The organism is Streptomyces sp. CB02400 (genome assembly GCF_001905725.1).
GTDB lineage: Bacteria > Actinomycetota > Actinomycetes > Streptomycetales > Streptomycetaceae > Streptomyces > Streptomyces atrovirens.
The window spans coordinates 34818-53500 of record NZ_LIWB01000028.1 but is presented as its reverse complement, the minus strand read 5'-3'; the positions used below and the strand labels follow the sequence as shown (position 1 = coordinate 53500).

At 67.3% G+C, this 18683-nt stretch carries 16 protein-coding genes and 8 pseudogenes; 17 read left to right on the top strand and 7 right to left on the bottom strand.

All coding sequences use genetic code 11. From position 1 onward, the window contains the following. Positions 1–1408, top strand: a pseudogene (locus tag AMK33_RS38400) (arginine decarboxylase); the annotation flags it as partial. A 52-nt stretch (positions 1409–1460) separates the two neighbouring features. Here AMK33_RS38400 and AMK33_RS38395 read toward each other — a convergent pair. Next, positions 1461–1770, bottom strand: a pseudogene (locus AMK33_RS38395) (DDE-type integrase/transposase/recombinase); the annotation flags it as partial. 221 nt (positions 1771–1991) lie between these two features. On the opposite strand from AMK33_RS38395, the pseudogene AMK33_RS38390 reads away from it, so the two are divergent. Further along, a pseudogene (locus AMK33_RS38390) lies at positions 1992–3073 on the top strand (integrase core domain-containing protein). A 277-nt stretch (positions 3074–3350) separates the two neighbouring features. On the opposite strand, the pseudogene AMK33_RS45395 reads toward AMK33_RS38390, so the two are convergent. Next, positions 3351–3506 (bottom strand): annotated as a pseudogene (locus AMK33_RS45395) (IS256 family transposase); the annotation flags it as partial. Positions 3507–3539: 33 nt separating this feature from the next. On the opposite strand from AMK33_RS45395, the gene AMK33_RS44420 reads away from it, so the two are divergent. The 6 genes and pseudogenes from AMK33_RS44420 (at position 3540) to AMK33_RS38360 (ending at position 5958) form a co-directional block, all read left to right on the top strand. Continuing rightward, a complete protein-coding gene (locus tag AMK33_RS44420; RefSeq protein ID WP_073937901.1) occupies positions 3540–3794 on the top strand; it encodes a winged helix-turn-helix domain-containing protein in 255 nt (84 codons plus the stop codon). Continuing rightward, positions 3791–3922: a hypothetical protein gene (locus AMK33_RS44835; RefSeq protein ID WP_268817398.1), complete on the top strand. Its 132-nt coding sequence runs from the start codon at positions 3791–3793 to the stop codon at positions 3920–3922. Before AMK33_RS44420 ends, AMK33_RS44835 begins: the two co-directional genes overlap by 4 nt. 104 nt (positions 3923–4026) lie before the next feature. Further along, complete coding sequence (locus AMK33_RS38375; protein ID WP_235618323.1) at positions 4027–4323, top strand: type II toxin -antitoxin system TacA 1-like antitoxin; 297 nt, start codon at positions 4027–4029, stop codon at positions 4321–4323. After that, positions 4320–4706, top strand: a complete 387-nt coding sequence (locus AMK33_RS38370) for a fic family toxin-antitoxin system, toxin component (RefSeq protein WP_073937888.1) — start codon at positions 4320–4322, stop codon at positions 4704–4706. The genes AMK33_RS38375 and AMK33_RS38370 overlap by 4 nt, the downstream gene beginning before the upstream one ends. 3 nt (positions 4707–4709) lie before the next feature. Continuing rightward, positions 4710–5028: pseudogene (locus AMK33_RS43430) on the top strand (hypothetical protein); the annotation flags it as partial. A 117-nt stretch (positions 5029–5145) separates the two neighbouring features. Further along, entirely contained in the window at positions 5146–5958 is an 813-nt protein-coding gene (locus AMK33_RS38360) for an alpha/beta fold hydrolase (protein ID WP_073937887.1), read from the top strand. A gap of 164 nt (positions 5959–6122) precedes the next feature. Here AMK33_RS38360 and AMK33_RS42670 read toward each other — a convergent pair whose 3' ends face one another. Further along, positions 6123–6296, bottom strand: a complete 174-nt coding sequence (locus AMK33_RS42670) for a hypothetical protein (RefSeq protein WP_158075183.1) — start codon at positions 6294–6296, stop codon at positions 6123–6125. Between the two features lie 334 nt (positions 6297–6630). Between AMK33_RS42670 and AMK33_RS45070 the strand changes: the two genes are divergently transcribed. Continuing rightward, positions 6631–6870: a hypothetical protein gene (locus AMK33_RS45070; RefSeq protein WP_073937885.1), complete on the top strand. Its 240-nt coding sequence runs from the start codon at positions 6631–6633 to the stop codon at positions 6868–6870. 5 nt (positions 6871–6875) lie between these two features. Here AMK33_RS45070 and AMK33_RS45065 read toward each other — a convergent pair whose 3' ends face one another. Then, positions 6876–7028, bottom strand: coding sequence for a hypothetical protein (locus AMK33_RS45065; protein ID WP_201263157.1), 153 nt, complete (start codon positions 7026–7028; stop codon positions 6876–6878). Positions 7029–7082: 54 nt separating this feature from the next. Between AMK33_RS45065 and AMK33_RS45060 the strand changes: the two genes are divergently transcribed. From AMK33_RS45060 to AMK33_RS38335, 3 genes are all read left to right on the top strand, one after another. Beyond that, the gene (locus AMK33_RS45060; RefSeq protein ID WP_201263156.1) at positions 7083–7463 is read left to right on the top strand and encodes a hypothetical protein; all 381 of its coding nucleotides are present in this window, start codon (positions 7083–7085) and stop codon (positions 7461–7463) included. Further along, complete coding sequence (locus tag AMK33_RS38340) at positions 7460–8131, top strand: HAD-IA family hydrolase (protein ID WP_073937883.1); 672 nt, start codon at positions 7460–7462, stop codon at positions 8129–8131. Before AMK33_RS45060 ends, AMK33_RS38340 begins: the two co-directional genes overlap by 4 nt. 295 nt (positions 8132–8426) lie before the next feature. Continuing rightward, a complete protein-coding gene (locus AMK33_RS38335; RefSeq protein WP_073937882.1) occupies positions 8427–9731 on the top strand; it encodes a hypothetical protein in 1305 nt (434 codons plus the stop codon). A 445-nt stretch (positions 9732–10176) separates the two neighbouring features. Here the strand turns inward: AMK33_RS38335 and AMK33_RS42320 are convergent, their stop codons facing one another. Both AMK33_RS42320 and AMK33_RS38325 read right to left on the bottom strand, forming a co-directional pair. After that, entirely contained in the window at positions 10177–10680 is a 504-nt protein-coding gene (locus AMK33_RS42320; protein WP_143203911.1) for a hypothetical protein, read from the bottom strand. 94 nt (positions 10681–10774) lie between these two features. Beyond that, a pseudogene (locus tag AMK33_RS38325) lies at positions 10775–11852 on the bottom strand (integrase core domain-containing protein). A gap of 234 nt (positions 11853–12086) precedes the next feature. On the opposite strand from AMK33_RS38325, the gene AMK33_RS38320 reads away from it, so the two are divergent. Continuing rightward, a complete protein-coding gene (locus tag AMK33_RS38320; protein WP_073937899.1) occupies positions 12087–12704 on the top strand; it encodes a hypothetical protein in 618 nt (205 codons plus the stop codon). Between the two features lie 290 nt (positions 12705–12994). Here the strand turns inward: AMK33_RS38320 and AMK33_RS38315 are convergent, their stop codons facing one another. Next, the gene (locus AMK33_RS38315) at positions 12995–13519 is read right to left on the bottom strand and encodes a hypothetical protein (RefSeq protein WP_073937898.1); all 525 of its coding nucleotides are present in this window, start codon (positions 13517–13519) and stop codon (positions 12995–12997) included. Between the two features lie 240 nt (positions 13520–13759). Between AMK33_RS38315 and AMK33_RS38310 the strand changes: the two are divergent. From AMK33_RS38310 to AMK33_RS38295, 4 genes and pseudogenes are all read left to right on the top strand, one after another. Then, a pseudogene (locus tag AMK33_RS38310) lies at positions 13760–14731 on the top strand (helix-turn-helix domain-containing protein); the annotation flags it as partial. A 5-nt stretch (positions 14732–14736) separates the two neighbouring features. After that, positions 14737–15075 (top strand): annotated as a pseudogene (locus AMK33_RS44410) (hypothetical protein); the annotation flags it as partial. Positions 15076–15181: 106 nt separating this feature from the next. Then, positions 15182–15364, top strand: a complete 183-nt coding sequence (locus AMK33_RS38300; protein ID WP_073937880.1) for a hypothetical protein — start codon at positions 15182–15184, stop codon at positions 15362–15364. A gap of 178 nt (positions 15365–15542) precedes the next feature. Next, entirely contained in the window at positions 15543–18587 is a 3045-nt protein-coding gene (locus AMK33_RS38295; RefSeq protein WP_143203910.1) for an ATP-binding protein, read from the top strand. Positions 18588–18683: the final 96 nt, after the last annotated feature.

Here is an 18683-nt window from a genome sequence, read left to right as displayed (position 1 = left end):
CTCGACGTATGACGGCCTGTGCTACGACGCGGTCCCGACGGCGCGTGCGCTCGCGGCGAGCAGCCCGCGGGTGCACTTCGACGAGGCGTGGTTCGCGTACGCCCGCTTCCATCCGCTGTACGCGGGCCGCTACGGCATGGCGGTGCACGAGTCGTCGTTCCCCGGACCCGACCGGCCGACCGTGTTCGTGACCCAGTCGACGCACAAGCTGCTCGCCGCGCTGTCGCAGTCGGCGATGGTGCACGTGCGGCCCGCGCCGCGGGCACCGGTGGAGCACGAGCGGTTCAACGAGGTGCTGATGATGCACGGCACCACCTCGCCGCTGTACCCGATGATCGCCTCCCTGGACGTGGCGACCGCGATGATGGACGGGCCGCAGGGCGAGTGGCTGGTCGACGAAGCGGTGACCGAGGCGGTCCGGTTCCGTCAGGAGATGGTCCGGCTCCGGCGCCGTGTCGAGGCCGCCGGGGATCGTCCGCCGTGGTTCTTCGGCGTGTGGCAGCCGAAGACGGTTACCGACCCGACGACCGGCGCGGAGCTCCCCTTCGACGAAGCCCCGCCGGAGCTGCTGCGCACCGAGCCGTCCTGCTGGACGCTCGCCCCCGGCGCCGACTGGCACGGTTTCCCGGGGCTGACCGACGGATACTGCATGCTGGACCCGGTGAAGGTCACCCTGACCTGCCCCGGCATCACTCCCACCGGGGAGATGGCGGAGGAGGGCATCCCGGCACGCGTGCTGACGGCGTACCTTGCGACCCGGAACATCGTGGTGGAGAAGACCGACAGCTACACCACGCTGGTGCTGTTCTCCATGGGCATCACCAAGGGCAAGTGGGGCACGCTGCTGGACGCCCTGATGGACTTCAAGGCCCTGTATGACAGCAACGCGCCGCTGGAGCGGGTGCTGCCGCAGGCCGTCGCCGCCCACCCGAAGCGGTACGCGGGGCTGACCCTGCGCGAGCTGTGCCGGCAGATGCACGACCAGCTGCGCTCGGCACGGCTGGTGGAGTTGCTGGACACCGCGTTCCAGCAACTGCCGGAGCCGGTGTTCCCGCCGCAGCACTGCTACCAGCGGCTGGTGCGGGGCGGCACCGAGCAGGTGCGCATCGCGGAGGCGGCCGGCCGGATCGCGGCGGCGATGGTCACCGTCACGCCACCGGGCATCCCGGTGCTGATGCCGGGCGAGAGCGTCGGTACCCCCGACGGTCCGCTCCTGCGCTACCTCACCGCGCTGGAGTCCTTCGACCGCCGCTTCCCCGGCTTCCGCAGCGAGACGCACGGGGTGACGATCGACGCGGACACCGGCGACTACCAGATCGAGTGCCTGCACCCCGACCGGGACGGGCACCGCGCCGCGCCCCCAGCCCAGCGCCACGCCCCGCAACCGGTGAACACCCGGCAGTCCTGACACCGGGGCACGAGACCGTACCGCCGCCTCGCGCCCCTCACCCGTTCGGCAAGGGCATGATCTCGCGGTGGGCCGCGCCGTGGGAGCGGAGCTTGTCGGTGACGATCACCCGCGGCACCATGCGGGTCTTCTTCACCAGGCGGAGCAAGAAGCGCCTGGCCGCGGCCTTGCCCCGGCAGTCCTGCAACGAGGATGTCCAGGACGTTGCCGTCCTGGTCGACGGCCCGCCGCGGGTACTTCCATTTCCCATCGATCTTGATGAAGACCTCGGCCAGGCGCCACGTGTCACCAGGCCGGGGTCTGCGGCTGCGCAGTCCGGCGGCATAGGCATCTCCGGACTCGGCGCACCAGCGGCGCACGGTCCGCCCTCCGAGACACCGTGCAAGACCGACTCCAGCCAACGCCGGGAGCCGCTCCGGTAGCCGGCGTGCCGCCGGCCACACCACGGCTTCCCCGCCGTCGCGCAAGCAACGCCAGCGGCACTCGTTCCCCTCGTCCGCCGCCCTGTGGGGCTCGTAAAGTCGTCGCTGCTGGTGGGGGCTCGCGTGCAAGTTCTCTCGACGGTGGCTGGAATGCTGAACCAGTGCTCATCTCATTGCCGTACCGGGCCACCCGGGCGTTGCTGTCCGTGCCTGCGGTGTTGCTGCGTCGAGACACGGCCAAGGACGATGAACTTCTGGTGTCACGGCACGAGAACGCGGTGCTGCGACGGCAACTCGCCGGTCCGGTCCGCTACGAGCCAGCGGACCGGTTCTGGCTGGTCGCGCTGTGGTCGCTGATACCGCGCCGGCGCTGGAGCCGTATCTTCCCGGTCACGCCGGGAACGCTGCCGGCCTGGCACCGCAGGCTGATCACCAGGAAGTGGGACTACGCCGCCCTGGCCGCCCTCCTACGGCCGTCGCGCTCAAGAAGCTGGTTCTGCGCCTGGCATGGGAGAACCCGCGGTGGGGCCACCGGCGGATCCAGGGTGAGCCGGCCCGGCTGGGGCATCCGATCGCACCGTCCACGGTGTGGAAAATCCTGCACGCGGCCGGCATCGGCCCTGCTCCGCGCCGCACCGGCCCGAGCTGGCGCGAATTCCTCACCGCCCAGGCCGAGGGGATCATCGCGGCGGACTTCTTCCGCGTCGACACGATCACCGGCAGGCGGCTACACGCGCTGGCGTTCCTCGAACACGGTACTCGCCGGCTCCACATCACCGGCATCACCGCCCGCCCCACCGCTCAGTGGACGACCCAGCAGGCCCGCGATCTGATCGCCGGCCTCGGCGCACGCGTCGAGTCCCTCCGCTTCATTCTCCGCGACTTCATTCTCCGCGACCGCGACAGCAAGTACACCGACTCCTTCGACGCCGTCTTCGAGGCCGAAGACAGGGACGTGCTGCTCAGCGCACCACAGGCGCCGCGCATGAACGCCCACTGCGAGCGAGTGATCGGCACGATCCGGCGCGAGGTCCTCGATCACATCCTGATGGTGAACGAAGCCCCCCAGGTTCTCGCTGCGTACCAAGAGCACTACAACACGCATCGGCCACACCGATCACGAGACCAACGACCACCCGAAGCCCGGGAACAGCCTGCGGTATTGCATGACCGCGTGCCCCGCAGGCTCCTGCGCACCCGCGTCCTTTCCGGGGTCATCAACGAGCACCGGTGCACGGCTTGAGCTGCAGCGATGACTTCACGAGCCCTACAGGGGTCGCTGCCCGCGCCGACGAGGCCCGGCTGCGCCGCCTGGGGGCAATAGACGCCCACCTCGGGGCGGCCTTCCAGCGCGTGGACGACCTGCTGGGAATCTGGGAGACCCAGTTGCTACGGACAAACCCCGCCTGAGCGATCTCCGGGCTCGTAAACGCACGATGCCAGTGGCGTACGCCCTCGTCGCTGACCACCCGGCCGCCGGGGAGCTGGCCGTGCTGTACGCCGCATCCGGCCCGCTCAATCAGCACCAACTCGAGTACCCGTTTGGTCAGCTGGAGCCCGTCGGAGCGGGCTCGGTCGACCAGCATCGCGATCAACTGCTCGTCCGAGACCGCCTCCGCGGCCGACTCGACGACCGGCTTCTCCGCGGCCTCGCACTCGGTGATGGTCTCGCTCATCAGGCGTCTCCTCAATCACCGGATCCGCCGTCTATCGGACACTCCCCCTCCGGGCCCGTCGCTGCCTCTCCCTACCAGCAGGCCGCGGCGGACCTGCGACGGCAGGTCCTGTCCGGACGGCTGAAACCGGGTGAGCGGCTGCCCGCAGCGCGCAGCCTGCAGCAGCGGTACGCCATCGCCGGCATGACCGCGCGGGCGGCCCTGCACGTGCTGCGCGCCGAGGGCCTGGTCCACGTCGTGCAGAGCAGGGCAGCTTCGTCGCCGAGCCCCTGCCCCGGAGCACGGTGAACGAGCCGAACGCCGACACCGACCGCATCGAGGTCCTGGAGGAGGCACTGCGCGATGTCCTGAGCCACATCCGGCCGCAGGGGCGTCCCGGCTGGGAGCTCAACACTTGCCTGATGAGCAACGAGTAGCTGACCGGTGGTGAGCGGTACTGGATGTCACCCTTCGCTGCCCCCATCAAGGCGGGCGTTCCCGGCAGTGACACCCGAATGGTACCGCTGGTACCGTGGGTGCCATGTCGGATCCCAAGGCGATGAATCTGCGCTTCCCCGACCCCGCGCAGCGGGCGGCCATCGCGGCGGCCGCCAAGCAGGCGGGGGTCAGCATGCAGGAGTACATCCTTTCGGCCGCCTACGACCGGGCGACCGCGGTGGAGCAGCGGTTCCTGGAGGGCTTCAAGGCGTCCATGGCCCGCGGCGGGTCGGCTTTCGCGGCCGAGCCCAGCAGCATCGACGCCGGCGCGGAGCAGCGGGCGAGCGAACAGGAGGCTCTGCGGGAGCTGGAGCAGCAGGAGCGGGGCCGCGCCGCGTGAGTGAACAGGAACCTCTTCACCCGCTCGATGTCACGTTCCTGCTGCACGCCGCCGAGCTGCTCGAGGGTGATCCGCAGGTCGACGACCTGGGGCCGCTGTATGCGGCCGTCGCCCGGGTCAATGCCCGGGCGATGGAGCGGGACATCTACGGAGCGCTGTATCTCAAGGCCGCCGCCCTGCTGCACACCCTGGCGAAGCTGCCGTGCCTGGAACATTCGAACGAGGCGTTCGCCTGGCACGCGACCGAGGCCTACCTGATCCTCAACGGGCATGCCCTGGACTATCCGCCCAAGGCCGCTGTCGCGCTGGTACGCGATGCGGCCTCCGGAGCGCTCGGTGTCGCCCGGATCGCCCGGCAACTACGCGACTGGACTACCCCCTGACCCCTGCGGGACTGCTCGGAGTCCTGCAGGGGGCGGGGTACGTGGAGTCGGACTGTTCCGGACGGGCTGGGGGAGATCGCGAAGCCGCTGATCCCCCCGGCGGGGTCCGGCCGCAGGGCGGGGGGAACACAGGACACGGCTGAGGGGCGAACACACAGGTCCGAACCCCGTGGACCGGGGCAGACCGGGTTCCAGGATGCACGTTCCGTCGGATGTGAACGGACTGCCCCTCCTCGTCGGCGTCTCAGGCGCCCACACCCACGACAGTGAAGGACTGAAGCCGATAGTGGAGGGTCACCGAACGAGACACGACCCTCACCGCGTAGGACACGATCCAAGTCCGGGCGGCCTTCTCGCACCAGGGCCGGTGAGCCGGAGCCTGTTGGCGTGCCGTGCTCGACGGGTGGACCCTTGAAGAACCGGGAAGGGAGTACGGACGATGGGACGGTATGTGCGCGCGGACGGACTGGACGTCTGGACCGAGCAGGTCGGCACCGGGACTGACGTCCTGCTGGTCGGAGGGCTCGGTGACACCGTCGAGTCCTGGCAGTTCCAGCTCGACGGGCTGGCCGACCGCTACCGGCTGACCACCTTCGACAACCGGGGAGCGGGCCGGACCGCCATGCCCGAGGGCCCTGTCTCGGTCGAAGCGATGGCCGACGACGCCGCCGCGCTGCTGCGGGCACTGGACATCCCCTCCGCCCATGTCGCCGGCTTCTCCGGTGGCAGCGTCATCAGCCAGGAGCTGACCCTTCGCCACCCCCGGTTGGTGCGCAGCCTGGTCCTCCAGAGCACCTGGTCGGTGCCGGACGCCTACCTGCGCCGGTGGGGCCTGTTCGTCCGCCGACTGGTCGAGACCGCCCCCGACGAACGCACATTCCTCGAGAGCTTCTTCCTGGACATCTACACGGCCCGGGCGCACAACGACGGCACGGTCGACCGGTTCATCGAGGACGCGCTTGCCTTCCCGCACAAGCAAACGCCCGAGAACCTGAAGCGCTTCCTCGACGCCGTCCTCGACCACGACACGACGAACCGTCTGCCGGACATCGAGGTGCCGACACTGGTGCTCGCCGGCGGCCGCGACTCCACCAGCCGCCCCGAACTCTGCCGCGCCGTCGCCGACGCGATCCCCGGCGCCCGGTTCGCGGTCATGGAGGAGGAAGCACACCAGCCCTTCCAGGAGATCCCCGACGAATGGAACGCCCGCGTCGACGCGTTCTGGCGGGAGGTGGAGCCCCGCACCGCGTGACCACGAGAAGCCCAGAGCCTGACCGCGCCCAGGAACTGGCACGCCGGATCAGCAGCTCGGCCTTCACTTCCTCGCTCCCGAACGACGCCATGGCCGGGCGGTCTCTCTCCGGCAACAGGTGGACGGTGCACAGGGGCGGCGTCGAGCCGGGCCCGGCGGCGGCCTCAGCGTGGCTTGAGCGCCACGCGGTTCAGAGCCGTGCCCACTCGGGGATCGGGCGGACCACCGGACACGTCGACGCTGAGTTCGTCAACGAGTCTCTTGAGGTAGACGTCGACGGTGGACTCCACCAGTTCGGTGTGGGTCGTGACGGCGCGGCGCCCACGGCGCCAGGCCACGAACCCGGTCGTCACGGCGCCGCGGCGGCCGGCCGCCACAGGCGGCCCAGCAGGAGGTAGTAGCCCGCCCACACCGAGCCGCCCGCCGTCGCGTCAACGCGGGACCGGGAGGTGCGCAGCTCCGTCCTAACGTCCTCGGGCAGGACCAGCCACAGTCGGGACCAGCAGGCGGTGAGGTCGATGCCGTACTGGTGCGGCCATGCGGTGCCCGGTGAAGGTGGGCCTACGCGGCGGGGCGAATGCGATGGCGTCGCGGCAGGCGGCGAGTTCCACGATGTCCTGCCGAACCCTGTCGTCGCGCAGGCTCGCCGCGGCCGATTCGCGCAGACGGCCGATGTCCCGCTCGATCTGCTGCCAGCGTTCGGGCGTATCGCTGCTGCCTCAGGTGCGCCGCACCTACGCACCCCGCGGCCGCACTCCCACCCTGCGGCACCGGCTGAACTGGAAACGAGCCGGGGTGGCCGCCGCGCTGGCCGGCGCCGGTCTGGCTGCACTCACCGCCTGGGCGCCCTACCAGGTCCTGTTCGCCGCCGTCGGCATCCTGACGGCCACGGCCGCCGCTGCCGCCCCCTGATCCGGTCAGCAGCACACCTCGACGCACCCGCCCAGCAGAGTCCAGCGCAGCGAGACGACACCCCCCGGCTTCCGCCGCACATGGTGTGGCTGCTTGGCCTCCTGGCCGCCGCCTGCCTCCTGGGCGAGGGAGCGGCGGCAGACTGGTCCGCAGTCCATCTCCATACCCTCCACACGTCCGAAGCGATCGCAGCCGCCGCCTACAGCGCCGCCATGGTGACAGGCCGCCTCTTCGGCGACCGCCTCAACGCCCGCTTCGGACCGACCACCATCGCCCGCGCCGGCGCCGCCCTCGCAGCAACCGGACTCGGCGCCGGCCTGCTCATCGGTTCCGCCCCCGCAGCCCTGATCGGCTGGACGGCACTTGGCCTCGGCCTGTCCACCGCAGTGCCCTCCCTGATCAGTGCGGCAGGACACGGAGGTCCCCGAGCCGTCGCCGCCGTCGCCGCAACCGGCTACCTCGGCCTGCTCATGGGGCCCGCCGCCATCGGCGCGCTCGCCTCACTCACCAGCCTGTCCATAGCCCTCGCCCTGCCTGTTTTGCTGGCGGCAGTCGTCGCCCTTTCCGCCCACCGAGCATTGGACCCCACATGAACACCCCTTCCACCACCCCCGCACCGCACCTCGAGGCCCTGATCCTCGACTGCAACGGCGTCATCGGACGGCAGCCCACCCCACACATGTGGGCCCGACTGGCCGCACTCGCCGGATGGCCCGCCGACCAGACCACCGACTTCGAGACCGCGTTCTGGGCACGGCGCGCCCCCTACGACGCCGGCGAGACCACCACCCACGCCTTCTGGCGCGGCCTGCTGCACGGCCAGCTGACCGCCCCGCAGGGCAGCGCCCTGCTCGACGCACTGCGCACCACCGACGCCGAGATGTGGACCTACACCGACGAGACCGTCATCCGCGTCCTGCAAGCAGCCCACGCAACCGGACTCCGCCTGATCATCCTGTCGAACACCCCGCACCCCCTGGCGGACACACTCGACCGCGCTCCCTGGTGCAGCATCCTGATCGCGAAGACCGTCTACTCCGCCCGGCTCGGCGTCAACAAACCGGATCCGCGGGCATACGAAGCCGCCCTCGCGGCCGCCGGCTGGCCCGACCCGGCCACCACGCTCTTCGTCGACGACCGGCGCGAAAACTGCGTCGCCGCAGCCCAGCTCGGCCTGTGCACGCTCCACTTCGACGGCGACAGCCAGGCACTCGCCACGCACATCCCGCAGCTCGTCCCTGTCGCAGGGGCCCGCAACTGATCGGGGACAAACCGCCGCCCGCACGGAACCGAGCCCACTTTGCACCGGGGCGACACCATACAGACCGCACACATCCTCACCACGATGCTGCCCGGCATCGAGCACCCGCGCCCGTGCGCACCTACTGCCCCTTGAAGCCCTCGCAGTGGTGACCTTGAGACGTGCGGTTCGTTCAGGAGGGCGGCAGCCGCCGAGGGGCGTGAGATGGTGATGCCGATTCGTTTGCCCGAAATGCGGCGGGAGTCAGGCCTACAATCGGCCGGGATGTCGAGTTCGGTCGAGGGGGCTGCGCGAAGTGCCGCTGAGGGATGAGTCCGAAGAGATCGTCGTCTGCGTGGCGGAGGACCGGGCCGTCGTGATCGACGCGCCCTCCGAGGCGCGGCGCTCACGGTGGGGGCGCCGGATTGCTGACCTCACCTCCAGCGAATGGGTGGCCCTCCTGCGGACACTGGAACCTGCGACCCGGTCCTTCGTTGAGTCTCAGCGTCTGACCGGCTGTCTGGTCGAACTCGACCAGACCTCCCGCGAGATGATGAAGACCGCCAAGGTGATCACCGAGGAGGGGGGATGGATCCAGAGCGCTCTGCGTGGCGACCGAGGCCGGGTGACGCGTCTGATGCGTATCCGTCCCGCCACGGGTGTCGCCGCCATGTCCGGTGCAGCAGCCGTCCTGGGTGCCATCGCGGCCCAGGCGCAGACTGCCGAGATGGCCCGGGACATCAAGGTCATCCGGCAGCGGATGGACGAGCTCTACAAGCACCTGCAGTCCGACCAGATCGGTGAGGTCGAGAACGCCGTCGAGCAGGTCGAGGACCTGGTCGAGCTGCTACGTGCTCACGGCGAGCACGGAGTCCAGGCGAGCGACTTCTCGGTCATCAGAAACGCCCTGGGCAGTGCGAGACACAAGTGCCTTCACCATCTGCAGGATGCGGTCAAGAAGCTGGAGGACGCCGAGTACAGATCCCCGCGTCAGGCGGAGAAGAACCTGAGCAAGGAGGCTGTGGAAGAGGCGATGCTGTACCTCGACCTGCTGGCGAAATGCTACGCAGCAACCGTCCAGTTCGGACTTGCCGAGCTCGCCTTCGCGTATCACCAGAACAAGCCTGACGTCGCCAGGACCCTGGCCGAGCGCATCACCCAGTCCACCGCCGAGCTCCGTGCTGAGATCGAAGACGCCCACCGCCGGCTCGGCCGGCTTGACGGCAGCGTCCATGTCCAGCGCCGGCCCGCGTCAAGGAAGGCGAAACTGCCGTCCGCGGTGGCGGACGCAATGATTAATTCAACCGTGTCCGACGCCGTGAAGAAACTGGCGGGAAAGTCTGTGCCCCTGGGTTCACTTCGTGGAACCGCGATCTCGCTGCCCGCGACTTCCATCGTCGTTGGCGGCAGCGCACTGGCCCTCGTTGCCGGAAGCGTCAACGCCAAGGTTCAATCCCATGCGAAGAAGACGCTGGATGCACGCCTGGAGCAGCTCACGGAAGCCATCGACAGAAGCTCCCACACCCTCGAGCAGGCGGCACCGAGTCTTGAAGCGCTCAGAACCCTGACCGAAGAGCCTGCCGTCCCAGGGAGCGAGTGCACCGACCTCGATCCTTCCTGACGGTTTGCCGGCGCAGCCGGCCGGCTGCGCCGGCAAACCGGGCCGGTCGTAGACAGGGCGATAGCCCCGGCTGCCGAGCCGATTGAACCCCGGCTTCCACGGCTTTGGACGCAGGGGCGACTCTTCGACTCCACCCCTGCCGCACTGAAACCAGCTCCCGCCATGCTCAGCCCTCAGAGCGCTGTCGCGAGCCTCCCGCGGCCGCCGCCACCCCAGCGCATCCCCGGTCCTCAAGTTCCGCCGCCCGCGGGACTCGAGGGTGGCCCCGCGCGCGGCACACCGCAGGGGCACAGTTCTTGCCAGCTGCCACACCGTAGTACGCGTGCGACCCGAGGAAAGAGCGGTGAGCACAACCCCCGTCCCGGCTAGTACACGGGCAAACCGACTCCACGTAAATTTTCCGGGGAAACCGGGAGCTATATTCCTCCCCGGCGCATCCGTCGCGTCACAATTTCACCAGAACCTTTCCGCCGAGATTCCACAATTGCTTGTAGTCCAAATTCTTGATGTTGACCTTTTTGAAGTCGGAATCCATACGCCAGGTAGCGATGAGGCCGTTCGGGTCCTCGTTTCCGTACTGATCGACGATCTCGCCCACGATCCGCACCAGAACGCCGTCCACCTGCTTCCCCTTGTAGTGCTTCTTGATCGCCTTGACCGGCACCATGGGAGCGGACTTCACTACCTGCTCGGTGTCCCAGCCCGCTTGCTGAGGGCTCATCTCGACGGTGATGAAAATACCGCCGTCTTTTCCGGACTTCTCCTCCACAGATTTGATCAGATCGGACTGTGCAACCTTTTCCTTAGCGGGAAGGTTCGGGTCGATCGACTCTGCGGCCGGCGAAGCTGTGGCTGCCGGCGCGGAATCCTCTGCCACTGTATCGCTGCAGCCCGTCAATCCGACGATGAGGACAGCCGAAAGCGGCAGGACAATAGCTAGTTTCTTCATGGTTTCCGTCCGGTCAAGATCTTTCGTACGTCACCGTGGGACCTTGCTGCGGAACAGAAGGACCCTGTGCCGCTTGGAAAGTTATCGCTGCTGGTCAAGCCGCATATCGGTACTCGTTGATCGCTCCGCCGAGGATGCGGGTGCGTAGGAGTTTGCCGGGATGGCCGTGCTGGCGTTCGGCGGCGGGTTCCTCGCTCACGTCGGGCGGGAGTTGGTCCCGGGCCTGGTGAGGCCGGTGCCCGTTGTAGTGATCTTGGTACCGGCCGAGGACGCGACGCGCATGGGCCTCGTTCACGATCAGCACGTGGTCCAGGGCTTCCCGGCGGATCGTGCCGATCACGCGCTCGCAGTGGGCGTTCATGCGCGGCGCCCAGGGCGCGCTGAGCAGCACGTCCACGTCCTCTGACGGGAAGACGGCGTCGAAGGCCTCGGTGTACTTGGTGTCGCGGTCGCGCGGCATGAAACGCAGGGACTCCATCCGTGTGCCGAAGTCAGCGGCGAGGTTGCGCGCCTGCTGCACCGCCCACTGGCCGGTCGGGTGGGCGGTAACGCCGGTCAGGTGCAGGCGCCGGGTGCCATGCTCGAGGAACACCAGCACATACAGGCGCTTGCCCAGGACGGTGTCGAGGTGGAAGAAGTCCGCGGCAATGATCCCCTCGGCCTGGGCAGTGAGGAACGCGCGCCAGCCGGGGCCGGAGCGGCGTGGGGCCGGGTCGATGCCCGCGGCGTTGAGGATCTGCCAGACGGTGGACGGTGAGATCGGGTGCCCCAGCCGGGCCAGCTCGCCCTGAATCCGGCGATGGCCCCACCTCGGCCAGGCGCAGGACGAGCTTCTTCAGCGCGGCCGGGGTCGGGGGTCGGCCGGTGCGGCCGCAGCGCTTGGAATAGTCCCACTTCTTCGCGATCAGCCTGCGGTGCCAGGCCAGTACGGTGCCGGGCTGGACCGGGAAGACCTGCGCCCAGCGACGGCGCGGTATCAGCGATGACAGGGCAGCAAACCAGAACCGGCCGGCCGGCTCGTAGCGTACCGGTCCTACGAGTTGGCGGCGCAGGACCGTGTTCTCGTGCCGCAGCACGAACAGGTCAGCTTCCTTCGCGGTGTCGCGGCGCAGCAGTATGCCGGGGACGGCCAGCAGCTTCCGGGTCACCCTGCACAGCAGCGAGACGAGCACCACGACAGCATCCCAGCTGCTACCGACGCTCCAGGACATGGGCATGCACCTGCAGCGATGACTTTCCGAGCGGTACACGGCCAGGCAGATGGTACGGGCACCGTCGTTGTCCAGCTGTCAGGATCACGTGAGGAAGAGGCCTTTGGGCTGTCCGTTCACAGTCACCGACAGGCATTCGAGGCGCGCTCCGGTACCGGCGCCTGACAGTATCGGGTGGTCGGTACTCTCACGGGCATGGGGCTGGACATCACTGTGATGATCGCCGACTGGTCATGGCTGGGTGAGATTCCGCCCGGGGAGAGGCTGTCGCGGTTGCGGGATGCCTGGTACGCCGACGAGAGCGGGCTGTGGGATCACGACGCGCCGGCGGTCGAAGGCGACTGGAAATGGCCACGAGAGCCCGGCAACTCCTCCTTCGCCGTCTACGAGTTCCGGGAAACCCTCGGTTCGTTCAAGGCGCACTTCTGGGCTGGGGAGCGGTGGGAGTCCGTACGCGATCATGCCGACCCACTGGTGCGGGCCAGGTTGGACACCTTGCTGCTCGCGCTGATCTGGGGAGGGCTGGACGGTGAGGCGGAGCACGTGGAAGAGGGCTTCTTCTGCGATGACCCCGCCGTCACCTATGGCGTGCTGCTCGCGAGGTCGCCGGACAGCGTGCGGGAACTGGCAGCGACGTGGGAGGAGGTACGGACCTGGCTCGACGGGTTGCGCGGGGCGTTTGACGAGCATGCCGCCGTGCCCGAGGGCTGGGTCCACGACTTCGACGAGTTCACCGACCTGCTGGACGACTGGGGCCGCGTCCTTTCCGAAGCCGCCCGACGGGGATGGGGACTTGTAGGGCTGAGCGAGTAGGGCACGACCGGTCGCCTCACGCGACGGGGCCACGCCGGATCGCTGCGCACAGCTTCCCCTTCGACATCTGCGGCATGACCGGCACATTTCACCCAGAGCTTCGCGATTCCGCCCTGGCAAGAGCCCAGCGCCTCCTCGACTCCTCAACACCACCTGACCGAGGATCGGGGTGTCTTGCGGCCTCATCGAGTAACTTCACCACTGCTCGATAAGGCCGCCACGTGAGTTCACCGCTTCGGAAGACCGCTGATTTTGGGGACCTGTCTACCGTCCCCACCCTCCCTGGCCGCTCACTCCTGTCGCAGGGCCTGGCGCATCCAGCGGAGGCGATCCAGGGAGCGGCGGCGCATCCACAGCACCCAGGAGCACAGCGCGACCACGCCGAGTGCGAAGAGAAGGGGGAAGACCAGGGACCCGCTGACGGCCCCCAGGACGAACATGCCAACCGCGACGAGGCCCATGGCGCCGAGCCAGTACGGCAGCCACTTGCCCGCCCGCTCCATCTGGCCGAGCTGCTCGACGACCAGCCGCCGCATAGCCGCCTGCTCCTCGGGGTCCTGCGGCGCCTCATGGTGCCGGATCTTCCGGTTCAGATCGGCGAGTCCGCCCACGTCGGTGCCCACGGCTCGGGCGACCCGGCGGCGCTGGACGGCCAGGACCGCGATGGCAACCCCGGTGTAGAGAGCGCTCTGGAACACCCAGACAGCCGGGTGCTCGTCCCTGCGGAACAGGGCCGTGATGCCCAGTCCCAGCAGGAAGACCAGAGCCGCCTGCGCGGTCAGACTGCGGTCGAGTAAGCGCTTGAGCGAGAGCACAGCGCAGACCTCCTCGAAGGGGAGTCGGAACAGCGTCATTGCCTCCCGGTTACCCCGCGTTCTCCTGCTCATCGAGGCCGTGTGCAGCCGCGCTCACCGGCGGCTGGCCACGCGTCCCAGCAAGTTGACGGCTTCCCGGTGTCAACCGTGCTGCTCTAAATCGTTTTGTATGCAATTAGCACGGAAAAAGTACGCTGTTTGTACGGTTCAGGAGATGGGATGTTGGTCAGGAGGTGTGGCATGTCCGAGTTGTTCGGGGTGGTCGACGCGCTGGTGGCGTCTCGCGCTCCGCTGCCGCCGACGCAGGAGCGTAAGCGGCTGCGTCAAGCCCATGGCCTGACGCTGGACGAGGTGGCTGCCGCGCTGAAGGTGCGCCGGGCGACGGTGTCCGGCTGGGAGTCGGTGAAGAAGACGGTCGAGCCGCGGGGCCCTGAGCGTGAGGCGTATGCACGGTTGCTGAACAAGCTCGCGGAGCTCTACCCCATGCCCCCGGCACCGGAGGTGGCAGCCGCCCCGACGGCGCCGGCCACCTCTTCACCGCCGCGCCCGCCCTGGGGGGAAGCGCAGCCTCTCCCCTCCGGCCCGGCGTCCGATACTGCGGTCACGAGCATAACCGGGAACCCCCGAATCATCCTTGGTCCTCCACCTCCTGTTTCGGCGGTCGCGCCGCATCCGGCGCGCACCATCAGGAGCACCTCAACGTCGCGCCGTCCCGGTGCGTACAAGGCGGCCCCGGCCAGGACTCCGACGGGCGGTGCCGATCCGCGCTTCGGGAACGGGCCGCTCGCGGTCGTCGACGTCGACACGGACGGGCAGGTGTTGGCGTACTGCACCGGCGGTCTGGTCCTGGAGGTGCCCGCCAGGTCCCTGCCGGCCCTGGTGGAGTGGACGCTGAAGGAGGCCGAGCTCGGGCAGCCGAGGCTGTCCGGTCCGGGCAAGGACGCCGACCCGCTGCTCGTGCTCACCGAGGCCGCGCTCAAGCGCTACGGCCTCCCCGTCGCCCTCACCGACGAGGAGCGGCTCGCCGGGCGGATCCCGGAGGGCCACAAGGCCGTCAAGCAGCTCGCGCGCGCGGAGTGGAAGCTGACGAAGCGCGGCTTCGGGCCGTGGGCGCGGATCTACCGCCCCGCGCAGGGCTCCGAGCGGGCCTGCGTCCAGCTGTGCATCCCGTCCTGGCACGCCCTCGACCCCCGCCACTGGGGCCACGCCGCTGTACCCTCAACGACAGCCCGCCCGACACCACCGCCAGCGTTCGCCACGCGATCACCCTTTTCCGAGGATGTGACACGTCAGCCGAGAGCAAGCGATCGGCGATCTTCAACCTCGCTCGCCTCCTTGAGGAACGCCGTGCCCTGATCAAGGAGCACGTCGGGAAGGACGAAGGCGCACTGTTCGAGATCGCCAACCGCTTCGACCTACGCCACCGCCGGGCCGACCAGCGCGGCGACTATGACGAAGCGTTCCTCGACTGGATCTTCTGGTGGTACCTCGCCATGGTGAAGCTGACCAACCGGCTGATCGCATCGCGCAACCCCACCGCCAAAAGTGGGAGCTGACCCGCTCACTTTCCCCACCTCCCCACCCCAGACCGCCACCTCACACGTTCTCGCCCGCTGCGTTCGTGACCAATGGGCCACCGAGGCCCAGCGTTTCGTACGCGACGTGACCTTCGGCAAAGACGCCTGCCGGGCCCGCGCCGGCAGCCTGCCCCGCACTCTCGCCACCTTCCGCAGCCTCGCGATCAGCCTCACCCACCTCGCCGGATGGATCACCAACGCCGCCGCCCACGACCACTACCACAGCCACCCCGCCGACGCCCTACGCAAACTCGGTCTCCCAGGATGAGGACGCATCACGCCTGCTTGAAGGATCGAGGCTGAGCCGATGGCAGTGCGGGGAATTCCCGTACTTCTCGTACGGTCATCTCCTTCGCCTGGCACACTAACGCTGAGATGCAGATCGGTCAGGGAGATACGCCATTCCCGGGTTCGGACCTGGATGATCGATTGGGGAACCGGGGGCAATGAACCACGGGGGAGCGGCAGGCCTGTCGGCGGACATCGATTTCATCGCGCGAGACTTCACCGGGCGTGAGTGGCTCCTTCCCAGGATCGCTAGGTGGCTCGACGATCCGACGAGTCAGAAGTTCCTGCTCGTCACCGGGCCTCCAGGTGTCGGGAAAACCGCTCTGTGCGCATGGCTCAGTGGGGCCGGCCCGGTCCCGGATGGGGCCGCTGGTGAACTGCTGCGCCGGATACGGAAGCGGTGGAACTCCTTCCAGTTCTGTAGCCGGCGTCTTGAGGGCGCGAGTATCGATCCGCGGTCCTACGTAAGACGCCTGGCGACGGATCTCGCGTCGAGCACTCCCGCCTATGCTCATGCGGTACTCCGTGCCATCTCACCGCCGTTGACCCGGGTCGATATCAACGTCGGCAGCAATCTCGGCAGGGTCGTCGGAGTACATACCGACCATCTGTGGATCACCGGAAGATCGATCATGGACGGCTTCAGCGAGTCCATCAAGATGCCGGTGGAACTTCTGGCCCGAGAAGCACCGGACGTGAATCTCGCGATTCTGGTCGACGGTCTCGACGAGGCACTGACGGGCGGCGGTACATCGATTCCCCATCTGATCGCCAGCATGTCCGACTTGCCGGGAAACGTTAAAGTTCTCATCTCCGCGAAGACGGATCGAAGAATACGCGACCTGTTTCCAAACCAGACGGATGTGATCGATCTCGCCGACCCCGGGCTCGAACCGTACAGTCGGCAGGACGTCCTCTCCTTCGTGGAGCGCCGTTTAGCGCGAGAGCTTGCGAGCGCCGATCACATATGGCAGCCGGATCGGATTGCCCGAGCCGCTGGCGTTAACTTCCAGTACGCGCGTCACCTGCTCGATGAGATGAAGTCCGGGAACATTGACAACTCGCCCCGCATACCTGAAGGTCTCTCTCAGCTGTACAGTTCATATCTCGACCAGTTGATCCCGGAATCAGGTGAGTACGGCCAGGGCGACGCCGTCCTCCAGAACTATCTGCCGCTCCTGGAACTGTTGTCCGTCGTGCTGGCGCCAATTGCTGTGGACCGGGTCGCCCTGATCCTCGATTGGCCCATCCAGACGGTGAGCACACGGATCGACGAACTGCAACAACTCATCGAATTCGGTCACGAGAACTCCGACATACGTTTCTTTCACAGCTCGATGGCAGAATTCGTCGGCGTCAGCGTACTTCCGGACCGCACGCCGAACCGATATCACGCGCCAGCCCGCGAGATGCATGCAAAAATCGCCAGATCTTATGTTGATCGATATTCACAGGGATCCGGCGGATCTCACGGGTCCTGGCATGAGATCGATCGCTACGGACTTAACTACCTCGCGGAACACATGAGAAGCGGTATCGGCGTCGGGTTGCTGGAACCAGATGATCTGTACGATCTGGCCATTGATCCTGAATACCGCCGCGCGCAAACCGCGACAGGTTCCATTGATGCCATGCTCCAGACCGCAACCGTGGCATTGGAGCATGCCCTCGAGAGCAACAGCAGTTCGGCGACGGCCAAGCTCATCGAAGCGTTCGCAATAGCATCCGAGCCGCAACTTCACGGACTCGCTGCAAACGCATTGTCGCGTATGAGCCCGGAGCTACGGAAGGATGAGATCCTTCGGCTGCTCTCCCGTGACGAGACTCGGCAGATCGCACTCAACGCCGCGTACCAGCTCGGGTTCGCTGCAGAGGAACTTTTTCAGGAAATGGCCTTGACCGACCATTCGGAGCTTCCCCGGATGGTGGCTTACATGGCCTACCTGAAGTGGCTCCAGGGTGAACATGAAATCGTGATGCGGTTCACCGAGAAAATCGCACGGGAGGTACGAATACAGGCGCCCCGGGATGCGCGCCGACGACTGGCGTTCCTGGCGGACGTGACCATCATCCTGTACATCAATCTGGCCCATGACTATCGGCTCATCCAATGGGCGGACGGGCTGTGGTGGGAACTGCTGACGCGCAAGCTTCATGTCCGGAAGTTCAACCACCGTCTCATCGGTGCAGTAGTGACCTCGGTTGCGGCGAACACTATCTCGCAGCGACTCGGCGAGGCGGTCATGGTCGACGCGATGCAGTCGCCGAGTGTCTACTTCCACGGCGGGCAGAAGCCGCGCGAACTGCTTGGCCGCGCTGTCGACCTGCTGGACCCGCACAGCGATCTGCGTGGGGAGTACAATCTGCTGGCCGAATTGCTCGGCTCGGATATCGCCTTCCTGCGGGTCATCGGGGCCATTGTCCTGTCGTCGCACTGCAGTCGTTCCCTGCACAACCTCAAGGAGTTTCTTGCCGAGCGGTACACGAGGCTCCCGCCGAGGGCGCGGCTGTGGCATCTCATCGCGTTCGGGGTGCTCGCACCGACCGAAACCGACTGGAGTCCCTTTGTCGCATGGCAGACCGAGTATCTACTGAGGAACGACCGGGCCACCATCGTCAGTCGTGATGCCGGGGCGATGCGCTCACTCAACCTCGTCCTGCTGCCTCTGGGGCTGGCTTGCGGCAAGGCCGGCGCGCCGATGGTCGTGGTCGAGACCGCGTTGCGTGATGCGTTGACGGTCGACGACTCCGAGTACGCGGTGGCCCTGGTGGAAGCACTCGGTGTCGTCGGCATCTATTATCCGGACCAAACGCTTTCCGCGTTCCAACTGGTTCCGAATACCGTGGGCGGGGCAGTCGGATCCAAGATCATCGATTCCCTCGCGATCCTCAACGTGCTGCACCCGCAGGCTGTTGACCTTTTTCTTGAGGAAACGGGCCGCGGGCACCTTCGGATGAATGTGCGGTCGAAGGTCAACGTGGTGAATACGCGTCGAATTATCGACCAAGTCGGCTTCTTCAATTCTGCCATCTATCAGGCCGCACACAATCCCATCATGCGCGAACGACTCACCAAGCCGGCCTTGCGCTGCCTGAACGAATCGTATTCCGTGAAGCAGTTTGCCAAGAGATATACGCGGATTCTGCTCCAGTTGGCGCGAGACTACGACTTCCATCCGGGGGCGTGGGCCGCACAGGAGTGAACATCAGGGGGTTGATCTCATCACTACCATCAAAATGCTGGGCAGCTTCCTCCGGATTCCCCTTTTCGGATGGAGTGTGGCCCTTCCGATCCTGGG

Excerpts from the sequence above, each read along its gene's own strand:
- AMK33_RS45065 (WP_201263157.1), bottom strand. The coding sequence starts at position 7,028 with ATGGACTGCGGACCAGTCTGCCGCCGCTCCCTCGCCCAGGAGGCAGGC.
- AMK33_RS42320 (WP_143203911.1), bottom strand. The coding sequence starts at position 10,680 with ATGAAGAAACTAGCTATTGTCCTGCCGCTTTCGGCTGTCCTCATCGTC.
- AMK33_RS38295 (WP_143203910.1), top strand. The coding sequence starts at position 15,543 with ATGAACCACGGGGGAGCGGCAGGCCTGTCGGCGGACATCGATTTCATC.
- AMK33_RS38340 (WP_073937883.1), top strand. The coding sequence starts at position 7,460 with ATGAACACCCCTTCCACCACCCCCGCACCGCACCTCGAGGCCCTGATC.
- AMK33_RS45070 (WP_073937885.1), top strand. The coding sequence starts at position 6,631 with ATGTCCCGCTCGATCTGCTGCCAGCGTTCGGGCGTATCGCTGCTGCCT.
- AMK33_RS38320 (WP_073937899.1), top strand. The coding sequence starts at position 12,087 with ATGGGGCTGGACATCACTGTGATGATCGCCGACTGGTCATGGCTGGGT.
- AMK33_RS45060 (WP_201263156.1), top strand. The coding sequence starts at position 7,083 with ATGGTGACAGGCCGCCTCTTCGGCGACCGCCTCAACGCCCGCTTCGGA.
- AMK33_RS38375 (WP_235618323.1), top strand. The coding sequence starts at position 4,027 with ATGTCGGATCCCAAGGCGATGAATCTGCGCTTCCCCGACCCCGCGCAG.
- AMK33_RS38360 (WP_073937887.1), top strand. The coding sequence starts at position 5,146 with ATGGGACGGTATGTGCGCGCGGACGGACTGGACGTCTGGACCGAGCAG.